The sequence below is a fragment of the Syntrophales bacterium genome (genome assembly GCA_030018935.1).
GTDB lineage: Bacteria > Desulfobacterota > Syntrophia > Syntrophales > CG2-30-49-12 > CG2-30-49-12.
This window is the reverse complement of sequence record JASEGZ010000017.1, coordinates 1-14077: the sequence shown is the minus strand read 5'-3', so window position 1 is coordinate 14077 and position 14077 is coordinate 1. Positions and strand designations below refer to the sequence as shown.

Sequence of the window (14077 nt, the reverse complement as noted above, 5' to 3'; positions counted from 1 at the left end):
TTCATCACTCATACTGCTGCTTACCGTTGACTGTTTATCTATTGTAAGGATAATATGTTTACCGGTATCATAGAAGCCATCGGTTCCATCGGGAAAATGACCAGAAGGGGAGAAGATGTCCTGCTGGAGATTGATACACCTATGAACCTTGATGACCTCAAGGTTGGTGATAGTGTAGCCGTTAATGGCGCCTGTCTTACGGTGACTACAAAAAGCGGCAGGAGTTTTACAGCGGACGTATCATCAGAGACATTGGCAAGAACAAACCTCAAAACACTGAAGACGGGAGACAAGGTAAATCTGGAAAAGGCCTTACGATTGGCTGATCCCCTGGGTGGGCATATTGTCCTCGGCCATGTGGATGGAATAGGAAAAATTCAGGAAAAGATCATGAAATCCGGTTCTATCCAGTTTGGTGTGGAGATTGATGAAAAGTTAATGCGCTATATCGTGGAAAAGGGTTCGCTAGCGGTTGACGGAGTAAGTTTGACGGTAAATCGGTGTAAAAAAAATAGATTTTATGTTAATATAATTCCCCATACGGCCCGGGTGACTACCTTGGGGTTGAAGAAAGTGTCAGACATAGTTAATATAGAAACAGATATCCTGGGAAAGTATGTGGAGAAACTCCTCAACCATAAGAAAGATCTCTCCCGGGGGTTTGATACGGATTTTCTGGCGAAACATGGGTTTTTAAAGTGAAGAATTGAAATCAATTATACAGGGATGGTGAAGATATATGGGTGTGAGTACAATCCAGGAGGCCATTGAAGATATTAAAAACGGCAAAATGGTTATCTTGGTGGATGATGAGGACAGAGAAAACGAAGGTGACCTCTGCATGGCGGCGGAATCTGTGACGGCAGAAGCAATTAATTTCATGGCCAGATACGGAAGGGGACTGATCTGCCTCCCCATGAATGGAGAGCTTGCTGATAAGCTGAACCTTTTCCCCATGGTAAGGGACAATCGGTCGCGTTTCGGGACGGCATTTACCGTTTCTATCGAGGCGAAACATGGTGTGACCACGGGGATTTCTGCTGCCGACAGGGCCAGGACAGTCCGGACGGCCGTTGCCGACGACGTCAAACCGGATGACCTGGTCAGTCCGGGACATGTCTTTCCCATTCGTGCCAGAAAAGGGGGGGTACTGGTAAGAACCGGCCAGACGGAGGGTTCTGTGGACCTGGCCCGCCTGGCCGGTCTGAAACCCGCCGCCGTGATCTGCGAGATCATGAAGGACGATGGGACCATGGCGCGGATGCCGGACCTGGAGGCTTTTTCAAAGGAACATGGCCTAAAGATTGTAACCATTGCCGATCTCATCAATTTCAGGATGCAGAATGAATCCCTGATCAGGAGGGTGGCGACAGCTACCATTCCCACTCGATACGGTGGTGAATTCAAAATCGTCGTTTACGAAAATGATGTGGATGACATGAAACACGCGGCCCTGGTTAAGGGTGAGATCACTCCGGAAGACGAGGTGCTGGTAAGGGTACATTCGGAATGTCTGACCAGTGATGTCTTCGGATCCGAGAGGTGCGACTGTGGCGAACAGCTTCATACGGCCATGAAGATGGTAGAGGAAGCAGGCAAAGGTGTCATTGTATACATGCATCAGGAAGGAAGGGGAATCGGCCTGGTCAACAAGATCAGGGCTTATGAATTACAGGAACACGGGAAAGATACCGTGGAGGCCAATATCGCTCTCGGTTTTAAGGCGGATTTGAGAGACTATGGTATCGGCGCCCAGATCCTTGTTGATCTGGGTGTCAGAAAGATGCGCCTGATGACCAATAACCCCAAAAAGATCGTTGGCCTTGAGGGTTACGGCATGACCGTCACCGGGCGTGTTCCTATCGAGATCGAACCCAACAAGAACAATCTCCATTATCTGGTAACAAAAAAGAAGAAAATGGGGCATATGCTGAAAATATAGGATAACCGTTTACAGGGGTCAGGGATTAGGGAAAACCAATGATGATAAAAAGCTATCGAGAAGAAAACCAGGCCCCGACCCCCGACCCTTGGCCCCTGTGAACGCTTGCAATATTTCGTTGAGAGGAGAAGATTATGCCGGAGATCATAGAAGGAAAAATTATAGCCACAGGGATGAAGTTTGGCATCGTGGCCAGTCGTTTTAATGATTTTATCTGCGGAAGGCTGATTGACGGTGCCGTTGATGCCCTGACAAGGGCGGGGGCTAACGAAAAGAACATCCGTATCTATAAAGTTCCCGGCGCCTTTGAGTTACCCCTCACAGCCAAGAAACTGGCCAAGAGCGGACGGTTTGACGCCGTGATCTGTCTCGGTGCGGTCATCAGGGGGGCCACGCCCCATTTTGAGTACATCAGTGCCGAAGTCTCAAAGGGGATCGCTAATGTGAGTTTAGAGACGGAGGTGCCCATCGCCTTCGGTGTGTTGACCACTGATACCATTGAACAGGCGATTGAAAGGGCGGGCACAAAAGCGGGAAACATGGGATGGAACGCCGCGATATCAGCCATCGAAATGATTGATCTTTTTAGAAAATTATAAAGACCAGAATGGGTGGTCAGTCAAAGAGGGCAGGCGTCCCGCCTGTCGGTCATCTTTCAGTCTGATTCCTGGTTATTGAGCACTGACTGCTGACTACTGTAATAGGCCAAGGAATAAATGCGTCAGAGAAGGAAGGCAAGAGAAGTCGCCTTAAAGGTTCTTTATGAGCTTGACATTTTAAATATAGACGTCAAAGAGGCGGTTGAACTTTTCTGGAACAACTTTGAGGCCCACAAAAGGGCCGGAGAATTCTCCTCTCTTTTGATAGAAGGTACCTGGAAGAACAGAGATCAGATAGATAGTCTTATTAGCAGTTGTTCTGAAAACTGGTCGCTTGCCAGGATGTCGAGGGTTGACAAAAGCATCCTCCGTATGGCTGTCTACGAGCTTCTGTACTGTAACGATATTCCCCCAAAGGTTACGCTCAACGAAGCGATAGACCTCGGCAAACTCTATGGTTCCGAGAATTCCGGCGCTTTTATCAATGGTATCCTTGATGCCCTGTATGCAAAATTGTGCAAGAAAGATTCAGATCAAGATGTCACCAGAGCCACTGGAAAATAAGTGCGTTTCATACCGGTAGTTCGCCTTCTCTTGTTCCCTCAGGGGCGACCAAGGGGAGTATCCCACTTTCTTTTTCCTCTTGAGCAATTGTTCTGTCTGTTTCCTCAGGAGGCATTTCTGTTTTCGATTCTATTGCTTTTTGACCCGATTTCTTTCTTCTGTATCTGGGTCTCCAGTGTGACCTCTTCCTGGGTGATTCAATAGCTTTTTCCGGCAAGGCGACGTCTTTTTGTGCTTGTTCATCCGCCTCAACAACGTGAGTTAACGTCTCCGTTACCACTTCAATGGCGCCTTCTTCCAGTTTATCTGTTATTTTTAATAATTGATACTTTTCCTCTTCAGGCGTTTCCTGGGTAACATCTCTGCTGGTCTCTTTAATGTCCATCCCGTCCCATGCCATATCCGGGCTGCCCGATATATAAAGGGACATATTGTATAGAGTTTCCAGTTTAGAGATCTCGCTGCGCTTCTGATTTAACAGATAGTCGGCTACCTCATAGGAGAGGGTGACTTTAAGAGAAGAGGCAACCCCCTTTACCGCCTCTGATTCGATTTTTCTAAAAGCGGAAAGGGCTGTATATTCCAACGACGGCCTTACCCCCCTTCCCTTACAGAAAGGGCAAGTTGTATAACTGATCTCCTGGATTGTTGATTGCTTCTTCTGTCTCGAGAGTTCAAGGATGCCAAACCTCGATATACGCGACAACTGTATCCTCGCCCTGTCTAAACTCAAAGCCTTTTTAAATGTCTTTTCCACCTCCGCTTCATGTTTACGATCCCTCATATCAATAAAGTCAATGACGATCAAACCTCCCAGATCTCGTAAACGGAGCTGTCTGGCAATCTCCTCGGCAGCTTTAAGGTTTGTCCTGAAGGCTGTTTCCTCGACATTTCTTTTACTGGAAGCCCTTCCTGAGTTTACATCAATCGTGGTCATAGCCTCTGTTGGATTGATAATGATAGATCCACCAGATTTCAGATCTACCCGTTCCTGGTAAATGGCGCGAATCTGGTTTTCAAGCTGGTATCTGTCGAAGATAGGGGCTTTATCTTTATAGAGTTTGATCATTTTTACATTTCTGGGTGCAACGGCTTTACAGTAAACCCTCATTTTTCTGAATGTTTCAAAATCGTCTACCAGAATTTCCTCGATTTCCGATGTGAAATAATCACGCAGGGAACGGATGCCAAAATCGCTTTCCTGATAGATCAATGCAGGAGCGGAGGCGGTATTCGCCCTCTTCTGGATCTCTTTCCACAGCCTTGAGAGGTGTTGATAATCACGGGAAAGTTCCTGTTTGGTTCTATTCATACCGGCGGTACGAACGATAAAGCCAACACCTTCATCTATTTTAATCTGTTCCACAAGTGCCTTTAGCCGTTCGCGTTCTCCTTCATCTTCTATCTTTCGAGAGATGCCTACGCACTGCCTATTTGGCAGCAGGACAAGGTACCGCCCAGGTAATGATATGTAGGCGGTAAGCAGAGCTCCCTTATGTTCACCAACCTCTCTCAATACCTGGACAAGAACTTCCTGTCCATTCTTGAGGGAGCATCTGCCATAACTATCTTCTCTTCCATTTTGTTCTGTAAAGTACTCAGGACTGACATCGTGCAGGGGCAGGAAACCGTCCTTTTTCCCGCCATAATTTACAAAGGCTGCATGGAGACCACGTTCGACCTTTAAAACGATGCTCTTGTAAATATTCCCCGTGATTGGCTCTTTGAAACTCATCTGGATATTAAATTCTACTAACTTGCCGTCATCCACAACGGCCATACGCTTCTGTTCGTGGTGAACAGCGTTGATCAGCATTTCCTTTTTCATAACAATCCTTTTATGAACCCAAATTGTAACTATTCAGGCACAAAGAGACAAAGGCACAGAGGCACAAAGTTGTCTAAACCTATTTGCTGTTTAACTTCCCTATTAAACTGCTAAGCATTCGTTCTATCTCTCGACTTAATTAGCCTCATTTTTTTCTTTGTGCCTCTGTGCCTCTGTGCCTCTGCCCCTATTAACCTGAGTAGTTACGGTATTTTTATATAAGGGCGGATACATCGCCTTTTCCAATTCTAATTATCTCGATCCTGTCATCAACAAGACTGATAACACTGGATTGTTCCGGTACCATTATGTCCCCGTCAATGATCAAATCCACGCAATGCCAAAATTTTTCCTTGATCTCGTAAGGATTGCCCAGGATATCACCGTCTGATTTTACACTGGTACTGATGATAGGCTGCCCCAGCTCTTTGACGAGAGCAAGGCAGATGCGATTATCCGGCACCCTGATGCCGGTGGTCTGTCTTTTGGGGAGAATTATTTTTGGGACAAGCCTTGATGCCTCAAGGATGAAAGTATAGGGTCCCGGCAGAAAACGTCTCATGATCTTATAGGCGTAATCAGATACGAGAGCGTAGCGGCTTATGTCCTTGAGGTCTGCGCAGATGAAACTTAAGGGTTGTTTTTTGCTTCTCTTTTTAATTTCGCAGATCTTTTCTATTCCCTTTTTATTGAACAGGTCACATCCCAGCCCGTAAACTGTATCAGTCGGGTATATAATGATACCGCCATCCCGCAATATATCAACAGCCTTCTTGATCAGTCGCTTCTGGGGATTCTTGCTATTGATAGACAGTATTACTGCTTTTCTTTTTTTATCTGATTCCATGAATTAAATATGTAATTTGTGAGACCTTTGAAATTTGGATTTTTCAAAGGTCTCTTTGCATTGTTAGTAATATACCCCCAATAAAAGAGATTATCAATGAACTTATTTCAGAAATGAGGATAGTTACCCATTTTTGTTCAATGCATCCTTACTTAATTTATACTGAATGCTATCCACAAGGGCATGCCAGCTTGCCTCAATGATATTCGTGGATACCCCTATAGTGCTCCAGATTTCCTTATCATCACTTGAATCTATCAGGACTCTTACTTTTGCCGCTGTCCCTTCAGCGCCTTCGATGGTTCTGACTTTAAAATCCACTAAATGCACCTCACCAATACGGGGATAGAATTTTGTCAGTGCCTTTCTAAGGGCATGATCAAGGGCATTAACGGGGCCATTACCCTCTGCAACAGTCAATTCCTCATCGCTACCTACCGATATTTTAACCGTGGCCTGAGACAGAGGTGGATTGTTCTTTGTTTTTGCGTTAGTAACATGAAAGTACTCTAATGTAAACGGTTCTCTAAACTCACCCGTTATCTTCTTCATCAAGAGAGAGAGGGAACCGTCGGCGGCATCAAACTGGTATCCCTGATCCTCCATTTTTTTTATCTCCTCGACAATTTTTTTACTGATGGTACCATCTTTACCGAGGTCAATACCCAATTCTCTTGCCTTGTATTCAATATTGCTTTTACCCGCAAGGTCTGAGACCAGTACCCTTTGTTTATTTCCGGCCAGTTCAGGTTTAATATGTTCGTACGCCGCAGGATTCTTTGCTATGGCGCTGACGTGAACACCCCCTTTGTGGGCAAATGCGCTTCGGCCCACAAAAGGTCTTGCATTCAGGGGCGGGATATTTGCGACATCGCTTACATAATGGGAGAGATTGGTCAGTTGTCTGATAGATAATCCAGGCAGACATCTCTTGTTCATCTTAAGCTGGAGATTCCCGATAATAGAGATCAGATCGGCGTTTCCGCATCTTTCTCCGTAACCATTGATGGTTCCCTGTACCATTTTGATGTTCGCACGAACGGCCGCGAGGGAATTAGCTACGGCAAGACTGCAATCATTGTGGGCATGAATACCCAACCTATGTGGAGGGATAATAGATATGACCTCTTCGAGGATTGACGTCAATTCGTGTGGCAGTGTACCTCCGTTGGTGTCACAGAGGACAACCATATCGGCGCCGGCCTGGAAGGCGGTTTTTATTACGTTGGATGCGTACCCGGGATTATTTTTATATCCGTCGAAGAAATGTTCCGCATCATAGATAACCTCTTTTCCCTTTGATTTCAGATACTCAACAGAATCATGGATCATGGCGAGATTCTCGTCGGGAGATATTCCAAGGATTTCATTGACATGAAGGTCCCAGGCCTTGCCAAAGATGGCCACGGTATCTGTGTCTGCAGCGAGTATCGCCTTTAAATTCGGGCAGCTCTCAGGCCGGATGTTTGGCTTTCTGGTACTTCCAAACGCCGTCAGACGGGTGTGCCTGAACGTCATTTTTTTCGCCAGTTCAAAAAAGCGCATGTCTTTTGGATTGGAACCCGGCCATCCACCTTCAACATAGTGAAAGCCCATCTCATCCAGGCGTTGCGCAATCCGCAGCTTTTCTTCAGCGGAAAAATTGATCTGCTCCCCCTGCGTTCCATCTCTTAAGGTGGTGTCATAAATTAAAACATCCCATGATTCCATAACCGTACCTCTCTTTTCCAAAAAAAATCCGTTACCAGTTTAACCTGATAACGGATTTTGCTGTCCTGCAAATTTTTAAAACATTACACCACTATCAGGTCTCCTATGTCTTCGAGACTAAAATTATGCCCTCGATAATAATTATAGGCCGTATGATAATGGTAATCATATTTCCCGCCATGATAAGAAAGTCTTTCAGGTTAAAGCTTCATAATAAGCGGATATAGCCGTCCGGTATCTGCCTCTTTGATCTGAAGTCGCAGTTCTCTCATACTTGGCGCAGGCCGTAACTAAGATGATAAAGACCAGAAAAAGCCCGCAGTATCTCCTATATATCATCATAACCCCAAACCTTCCTTAAAGGATATTCCTTTTCCTTTATCTGTAACTTTCAGACCTTGGTCATTTTCTGTATAACAAACATCATTTATACCTGTCAAGGGAGAAAAATCATTCCCTGCCAGTTGTCCGGATGAACGTTCCTTGGCATGGTGTTACATAAATTTAACAATTCTCGGCTAAATTTTAACACCACTGTAATCAAATCGCAATGAAAACCTGATAACACCTCTCCCGCATAATATTACAGTAAGGGAGGAATAAATTTATGAAAAGAATGGTGGCTGTTTTATTTCTGTTTATCTGTAGCCTGCTTTGGCTGGCGGGAACAGCGGTTGCGGAAGATATTGCAAACCCGCTCCTCAAGAAGCTGGTAGAAAAGGGTCTTCTGAGCCGGGAGGAGGCAATGTCGGTAGAGGAGGATAAGGAATCAAAGGATCTTGCAAAGATAATCAAGAACCTGAAAGGTTTTAAATTTGGACTGCTGTGGTACCTTTCCTATCAAAACGGCGAAGACGGCCAGGGCAGCGGTGACGGTTTCCATCAGTTTGTGGCGAAACGCGGCTATCTGACCGTAGCAAAAGAGTTTTTCCCCTGGTTCAGCAGCAGGATGACTCTCGATATCACGACGGTAAAAGACCTGGAGGAGCCTGGAGATAAACCGAACAATCTTGATGGCTCTATTGCCATGAGGGTAAAATACCTCTACGGCCAGTTCAACCTCCCCAACCTTGGATTTTTTACCCAGCCTTTCCTGGAAGTGGGAGTTGTTCATATGCCGTGGCTCGACTATGAAGAGCATGTAAATTTCTACCGCTGTCAGGATACGATGTTTCTGGAGCGAAACGAAATCTTCAATTCAGCGGATTTAGGTTTAACGTTTGTCTCCCTGTTCGGGGGAAAGATGGATGAAGACTACCAGAAGAGGGTAAGCAATTACTATCCCGGCCGCTATGGAAGCATGGCCTTGGGGGTTTATAACGGCGGTGGATACCATGCAGCGGAAAAGAACGATAACAAGGTCATCGAGGGAAGGCTGACACTGAGACCCCTACCGGACATCATCCCCGGCCTCCAGTTTTCCTACTTTGGCGTATATGGCAAAGGGAACAAGGAGGCCGATCCTCCTGATTGGAGAGTGAATCTCGGTTTTGTGCAGTTTGAGCACGAATATCTTGTTCTCACGGGTCAGTACTATACGGGTAAGGGTGATCAAAAGGGTACCGATGAAAAAGACAAAGAGGGGTATTCTGCCTTTGCCGAATTAAAACCCCATAAAAAATTCAGTATCTTCGGGCGCTATGATCGTTTTGACCCTGATACCGATACAGGCGATGACGAAAATACGCGATACATCGCCGGCGTTGCCTACCACCTGGATAAGCAGCATAAGAACATGATTGTCCTTGATTATGATCATGTGAACTATGAGCAAAGCAACAAATTAAATGACAAAAGGGTACAGTTGACTCTACAGGTCGCCCTGTAGCGGTTTCCAACTCCCGACTCCCGCAGGGACGGGTTTCAAACCCGTCCCTATATCATTTTTCCAGGGCGAGCTTTAATACTTCCATCATCTCGTCTACGAAGTAAAAGCAGATATTTTTTTGCACCTTCTGGGGGATGTCTTCCAGGTCCTTCCTGTTCCATCTGGGAAGGATGATCTTTTTGACGCCTGCACGGTGAGCGGCAAGGACCTTTTCCTTGATGCCGCCGACGGGAAGCACAAGCCCCCGGAGGGTGATTTCACCGGTCATGGCGAGGTCTTTTTTAACCTTTTTGTCAGTCAGCAGAGATACCAGGGCGGTAAGCATTGTCACACCCGCCGAGGGGCCGTCTTTTTGAATTGCCCCCGCGGGCACATGGACGTGGATATCAATTTCTTCGAAAAAATCCTTGGAGATGCCGAGATCAGCAGCATTGGCTCGTATAAAGCTCAAAGCGGCCGTAGCCGATTCCTTCATGACATCTCCCAATTGGCCGGTCAGGGTAAGGCCCTTCTTACCCTTCATGGATGTGGCCTCAATAAAGAGGAGATCTCCGCCTGTTGGTGTCCATGCCAGCCCCATCGCCACGCCAGCCTTGGATGTCCGGGCACTCGCCTCGGATGTTATGCGGACTGGTCCCAGGTACCTGTGTATATCTTTAACGGTGATGGAGGCGGATTTTACCTTTCCTTCAGCGACCTTACTTGCCACACCCCGGCATATCGCGGCTATTTCACGTTCCAGATTCCTCACACCAGCCTCCCGGGTATACCCCGAGATGATGTGATCTATCGCACCTTTTGTGAATGTGATCTGAGCAGAGTTAAGGCCGTTGGCTGCTATCTGTCTGGGGATTAGATAGCGTTCGGCAATTTTAATCTTTTCGTCCTGCGTATAGCCGGGGAGTTCGATTACCTCCTGCCTGTCCCGAAGAGCAGGAGGCACCGTATCCATGATATTCGCCGTGGTAATAAACATGACATGGGATAGGTCAAATGGCACATCCAGATAGTGATCCTCAAAAGAGAAGTTCTGCTCCGGATCGAGCACCTCGAGGAGCGCCGATGATGGATCACCACGAAAATCACTCCCCACCTTGTCAATCTCATCCAGCATAAATAGGGGGTTACTCGATTCTGCCCGCCTGATTCCCTGGATGATCCTGCCGGGAAGCGCTCCCACATAGGTGCGGCGGTGCCCGCGAATCTCGGCCTCATCCCGCACGCCGCCCAGCGAGATACGGATGAATTTACGCCCCAGGGCACGGGCGATGGATTGCCCGAGGGATGTTTTACCGGTACCCGGAGGGCCGACAAAGCACAAGATTGGTCCCTTCGTGTCGGGTTTTAACTTGCGGACGGCCAGATACTCGATGATCCGCTTTTTGGGCTTTTCCAGGCCAAAGTGGTCTTCATCTAAAACCTGCCTTGCCGCCTTGATGTCGAGATTGTCCTGCGTGTATTCATTCCAGGGGAGCGCCGTTAACCAGTCTAAGTAGGTTGCCGCCACAGTGTATTCGGCTGAGGAGGGATGCATACGGGACAGACGATCAAGCTCACGCTCGGCTTCTTTCTTAGCCTCCTCGGGAAGGGTTTTTTTCTCAATCTTGGCCCGGAATTCCTCGATCTCAACCTTCGATTCATCCGTTTCACCCAACTCCTGCCTGATTGCCTTAAGCTGCTGGCGGAGGTAGTATTCCCGCTGACCTTTATCAATGTCATCCTTGACCTGGGATTGGATCTTATTGCTCAGTTCGAGGATCTCCAGTTGGTGATTAATCAGCCGCGTCACTTCCTTCAGTCGCTGTTTTACATCCATGGTCTCCAGAATCTTCTGTTTCTCTTCCATGGAAGAATTTATAATAGATGCCACCATGTCAGCCAGGGTGCCCGGTTCAGTAATGGACTTTGCCATCAGGCCGAACTCCTGGGGTAAAAAGGGAGAAAGCTGAACAACACGGTCAAAAAGTCCCACAAGATTTGTCATCAACGCTTCAGTCTCCAGGTCCTTGGTTTCCTGATCCTCGATGGCCTCTACCTGTGTCTGAAGATATGGCTTGCCTTCCACAAAGTCGGCGATCTTGAACCTGCCAATACCCTGTACGAGGAGTTGCGCCTTGTTATCGGCCCCCTTTGCCATTTTCAGAATCATGACAGCCGTACCAATGTCATAAAAATCCCCGGGCTGATACCTGGTCTCGAGGGGAGGCTTCTTTGCCATCACAAGGCCTACCAGGCGATCCTTTGCCATAGCCTCATCAATAAGGGTGGACGATTGATCGCCGGAAACCTCCAGGGGAATCATCATCTTCGGGAAAACGACAATATTAAATATGGGCAGGAGGGGTAAAATTTTCGGGATGTTACCAGCCTTCAACTCCTCGGGTTGTTTCTCTTCTGCCATGGGAACCTCCAAAAGTAACCCTCATGTGAGTCCATACACGTCTTATGATTTAAAAAACGATCAACCTTTTTGAATGGGAACTTTGTGAACCTTATTCAAGGGCGCCTTTGGTATGCGGATTTGAAGAAGCCCATCTGTATACGTCGCGGAAACGGCTTCCATTTCGATGGGAGCGGGTAGGGCAAAACTCCTCTCAAAATATCCGTAGGGAATCTCGGCAAGGGAATATCTCATGTTTTCCGTGGGCGGTCTTTCCCTCCGTCGCCCGGAGATCTTTACCGTCCTGCGGCCAATCTCCACATGGAGTTCTTCTCTGTTGACCCCCGCAATATCGGCCAGGATCAAAATCTCGTCAGGGGTTTCGCAGACATCTATCTGAGGTCTCCACACCTGCTGAAAATGCGTAGATAAGGGGTTAATCAGAAGAAACATTTCATCAACAGTCCTGCGAAGATCGGTATCTATCGTCCCCAGATCGGCCGTAAAGCTAATCTCTACATAGTCCATTTTGGGCTCCTCTAACTGGCATGGTCTTAAATACTGGAGCCGATGAGCGGGCTTGAACCGCTGACCTACTGATTACGAATCAGTTGCTCTACCGGCTGAGCTACATCGGCTTTCTGATTATTTTCATAGTCTTATATCATTTATCTTAACAACTGTCCCTTGTCAAGATTTTAGACCGACCTTCCCGCTTGCCACCTTAAGTTTTTGGCCGCAAGGAGATTCAAGCTGCAAGGGCCCTTTCAGGCATTGTCAGGTATGGTAAAGGTGATTTAAGGAGATGGGGGAATACCTATAAAGTCTTCTTCTTGAAGTGGTTGAGATACCCCATGGCACACATGGGGATGTGGTGGTCCATTACCCATTGACAGAGGAGTTCTTTCCCTTCATTTGAGCCCAGTACCTTCCTTGTGTCTGCCCTGAATTTCTCTGTAATCCCTTCCAGAGAGATATCTTCACTCATCATTTCTGAGACACTTTCTTTCCATTTCATAAGCCAGTCAATGCCCATATTCAAGGTCTGATTTACTTTTTCTGTAATCCCAAAATGGGAAAACAGCAGGAGCCTCAAATCAAGGTTCATAAAACCTTTAATCGTCTCCACATTTATATCCGGATCGAATTCCGGGGGAGGGGTCGTGGGTATCAGTACCTCTGAATCAGGAAGGTATACCCCCACTGCATCTCCTGTAAAAAGTCCCTTCTCTTTCTCTGAGTATATGCAGATATGGTGATTAGAGTGTCCAGGGGAATCGATCATTCGAAGCCTCTGATCTCTACCCAGATCGATTATCTCACCGCCATTCACAGTCATTATCCTATCCTGTTCTACAGGTAAGACCTCTCCATACCATTCATCTATTAAGTCTCCAAAAACCCTCTTTGAACTGCTTACCAGCTTTGAAGGGTCTACCATATGTCTCGCACCTTTTTCGTGAACCACTACCTTTGCCTTAGGTATCTCCTTCGCTAATGTACCGGCTCCTCCCCCATGATCCAAGTGGATGTGGGTAACAACAATATACGATATGTCCCCAGGATCAAATCCAAATTCTCTAACTCCTTCAATGATAAAAGGGACTGATTTTGTTGGACCGGTCTCTATCAAGGCCAATTCTTCACCCGCTATCAAATAGGCTGAGGTAAAATTGGGGATACCAAATACCCTGACATCTATTAAGTATATATTCTCGGTTACCTTGTTTCTATTGGTCATCGGACCTTCTCCTTATTAGGTAATGTTTAACCGGTTTTATCCCTTCTTGCCTTTCAACTTCTCGAAATACTTCTAATTGTGAATTTTGGTTCAGGGCATTTATGCTTCCTTGCATCCTCTATTATACGCCGTATTCCTGTCCCTGCCTTTTCAATGAACGCAATCCGGTGGAGAAGATCGGCAGTGAAAACCAGGCTGGAATCAATCTAATCTCTTCCTCACCAGAATAAGCGTAAACAACCACTAACACCCTGCCTAAAATATCTGCGTCGACAGTTACAAAGCGTTGTTCATCATGCCGAGTATCTTCAATCGTTACCGCAAAGGAAGCAAGGCCGGTTTTCCTAAATCTCTCACGGAGGCGTTTTCTATGGCCGAGATAATGGGGTTTTGTGGAATCTGATTCCATTTGGTTTACCCTTACCCATCAAGGGGAATGGTGGATATGCAATAATTTATTCTTATATTCCTATATTTAAATCAAAACAACCTTTTTGGCTGTTTATGAATCCAGGGGGGTGACATTTTCACATTGCAGTAATAGATCTTAGACGGAGACCTTCCCGCTTGCCACCCTACTTTGTCTGTCAAGAGTAAATAGAATTGTCCGCTTTTGTAGCAAATGAATTGTCCGCTTT

The 14077-nt window shown here is 46.5% G+C and carries 12 protein-coding genes and 1 tRNA gene; 5 read left to right on the top strand and 8 right to left on the bottom strand.

Annotation, left to right across the window (positions count from 1 at the left end; translation table 11 throughout):
- Window positions 1-54: 54 nt before the first annotated feature.
- The 4 genes from QMD03_04810 to nusB all read left to right on the top strand — a co-directional run bounded on the left by QMD03_04810 (window position 55) and on the right by nusB (window position 3105).
- Window positions 55-702, top strand: a complete 648-nt coding sequence (locus QMD03_04810; GenBank protein MDI6776551.1) for a riboflavin synthase — start codon at window positions 55-57, stop codon at window positions 700-702.
- A 37-nt stretch (window positions 703-739) separates the two neighbouring features.
- Window positions 740-1942 carry a bifunctional 3,4-dihydroxy-2-butanone-4-phosphate synthase/GTP cyclohydrolase II gene (locus tag QMD03_04805; protein ID MDI6776550.1) on the top strand — a complete coding sequence of 401 codons (1203 nt, stop codon included), beginning with the start codon at window positions 740-742 and terminating at the stop codon, window positions 1940-1942.
- 134 nt (window positions 1943-2076) lie between these two features.
- Window positions 2077-2541 carry a 6,7-dimethyl-8-ribityllumazine synthase gene (ribE, locus tag QMD03_04800; GenBank protein ID MDI6776549.1) on the top strand — a complete coding sequence of 155 codons (465 nt, stop codon included), beginning with the start codon at window positions 2077-2079 and terminating at the stop codon, window positions 2539-2541.
- A 117-nt stretch (window positions 2542-2658) separates the two neighbouring features.
- Complete coding sequence (nusB, locus tag QMD03_04795) at window positions 2659-3105, top strand: transcription antitermination factor NusB (protein ID MDI6776548.1); 447 nt, start codon at window positions 2659-2661, stop codon at window positions 3103-3105.
- A 7-nt stretch (window positions 3106-3112) separates the two neighbouring features.
- On the opposite strand, the gene QMD03_04790 is transcribed toward nusB, so the two are convergent.
- The 3 genes from QMD03_04790 to cimA form a co-directional block, all read right to left on the bottom strand.
- Complete coding sequence (locus QMD03_04790; GenBank protein ID MDI6776547.1) at window positions 3113-4933, bottom strand: Rne/Rng family ribonuclease; 1821 nt, start codon at window positions 4931-4933, stop codon at window positions 3113-3115.
- Between the two features lie 214 nt (window positions 4934-5147).
- Window positions 5148-5780, bottom strand: a complete 633-nt coding sequence (locus QMD03_04785) for an L-threonylcarbamoyladenylate synthase (protein ID MDI6776546.1) — start codon at window positions 5778-5780, stop codon at window positions 5148-5150.
- A 123-nt stretch (window positions 5781-5903) separates the two neighbouring features.
- The gene (gene cimA, locus QMD03_04780) at window positions 5904-7490 is read right to left on the bottom strand and encodes a citramalate synthase (GenBank protein MDI6776545.1); all 1587 of its coding nucleotides are present in this window, start codon (window positions 7488-7490) and stop codon (window positions 5904-5906) included.
- Window positions 7491-8097: 607 nt separating this feature from the next.
- On the opposite strand from cimA, the gene QMD03_04775 reads away from it, so the two are divergent.
- Window positions 8098-9318: a hypothetical protein gene (locus QMD03_04775; protein ID MDI6776544.1), complete on the top strand. Its 1221-nt coding sequence runs from the start codon at window positions 8098-8100 to the stop codon at window positions 9316-9318.
- Between the two features lie 52 nt (window positions 9319-9370).
- Here the strand turns inward: QMD03_04775 and lon are convergent, their stop codons facing one another.
- The 5 genes from lon to QMD03_04750 all read right to left on the bottom strand — a co-directional run bounded on the left by lon (window position 9371) and on the right by QMD03_04750 (window position 13848).
- Window positions 9371-11719, bottom strand: a complete 2349-nt coding sequence (gene lon / locus QMD03_04770) for an endopeptidase La (GenBank protein MDI6776543.1) — start codon at window positions 11717-11719, stop codon at window positions 9371-9373.
- Between the two features lie 60 nt (window positions 11720-11779).
- On the bottom strand, window positions 11780-12226 hold the full coding sequence (locus QMD03_04765) for an Hsp20/alpha crystallin family protein (protein MDI6776542.1): 447 nt from the start codon (window positions 12224-12226) through the stop codon (window positions 11780-11782).
- Window positions 12227-12260: 34 nt separating this feature from the next.
- Window positions 12261-12336 (bottom strand) — tRNA-Thr (locus QMD03_04760).
- A 179-nt stretch (window positions 12337-12515) separates the two neighbouring features.
- Complete coding sequence (locus QMD03_04755) at window positions 12516-13439, bottom strand: MBL fold metallo-hydrolase (GenBank protein MDI6776541.1); 924 nt, start codon at window positions 13437-13439, stop codon at window positions 12516-12518.
- 121 nt (window positions 13440-13560) lie between these two features.
- Window positions 13561-13848: a BrnT family toxin gene (locus tag QMD03_04750; GenBank protein MDI6776540.1), complete on the bottom strand. Its 288-nt coding sequence runs from the start codon at window positions 13846-13848 to the stop codon at window positions 13561-13563.
- Between the last annotated feature and the right edge of the window lie 229 nt (window positions 13849-14077).

What these genes read in the sequence shown, in the direction of transcription:
- ribE (MDI6776549.1), top strand. Translation starts at nt 2,077, where the DNA reads ATGCCGGAGATCATAGAAGGAAAAATTATAGCCACAGGGATGAAGTTT.
- cimA (MDI6776545.1), bottom strand. Translation starts at nt 7,490, where the DNA reads ATGGAATCATGGGATGTTTTAATTTATGACACCACCTTAAGAGATGGA.
- lon (MDI6776543.1), bottom strand. Translation starts at nt 11,719, where the DNA reads ATGGCAGAAGAGAAACAACCCGAGGAGTTGAAGGCTGGTAACATCCCG.
- QMD03_04810 (MDI6776551.1), top strand. Translation starts at nt 55, where the DNA reads ATGTTTACCGGTATCATAGAAGCCATCGGTTCCATCGGGAAAATGACC.
- QMD03_04785 (MDI6776546.1), bottom strand. Translation starts at nt 5,780, where the DNA reads ATGGAATCAGATAAAAAAAGAAAAGCAGTAATACTGTCTATCAATAGC.
- QMD03_04755 (MDI6776541.1), bottom strand. Translation starts at nt 13,439, where the DNA reads ATGACCAATAGAAACAAGGTAACCGAGAATATATACTTAATAGATGTC.
- QMD03_04750 (MDI6776540.1), bottom strand. Translation starts at nt 13,848, where the DNA reads ATGGAATCAGATTCCACAAAACCCCATTATCTCGGCCATAGAAAACGC.
- QMD03_04805 (MDI6776550.1), top strand. Translation starts at nt 740, where the DNA reads ATGGGTGTGAGTACAATCCAGGAGGCCATTGAAGATATTAAAAACGGC.
- nusB (MDI6776548.1), top strand. Translation starts at nt 2,659, where the DNA reads ATGCGTCAGAGAAGGAAGGCAAGAGAAGTCGCCTTAAAGGTTCTTTAT.
- QMD03_04765 (MDI6776542.1), bottom strand. Translation starts at nt 12,226, where the DNA reads ATGGACTATGTAGAGATTAGCTTTACGGCCGATCTGGGGACGATAGAT.
- QMD03_04790 (MDI6776547.1), bottom strand. Translation starts at nt 4,933, where the DNA reads ATGAAAAAGGAAATGCTGATCAACGCTGTTCACCACGAACAGAAGCGT.
- QMD03_04775 (MDI6776544.1), top strand. Translation starts at nt 8,098, where the DNA reads ATGAAAAGAATGGTGGCTGTTTTATTTCTGTTTATCTGTAGCCTGCTT.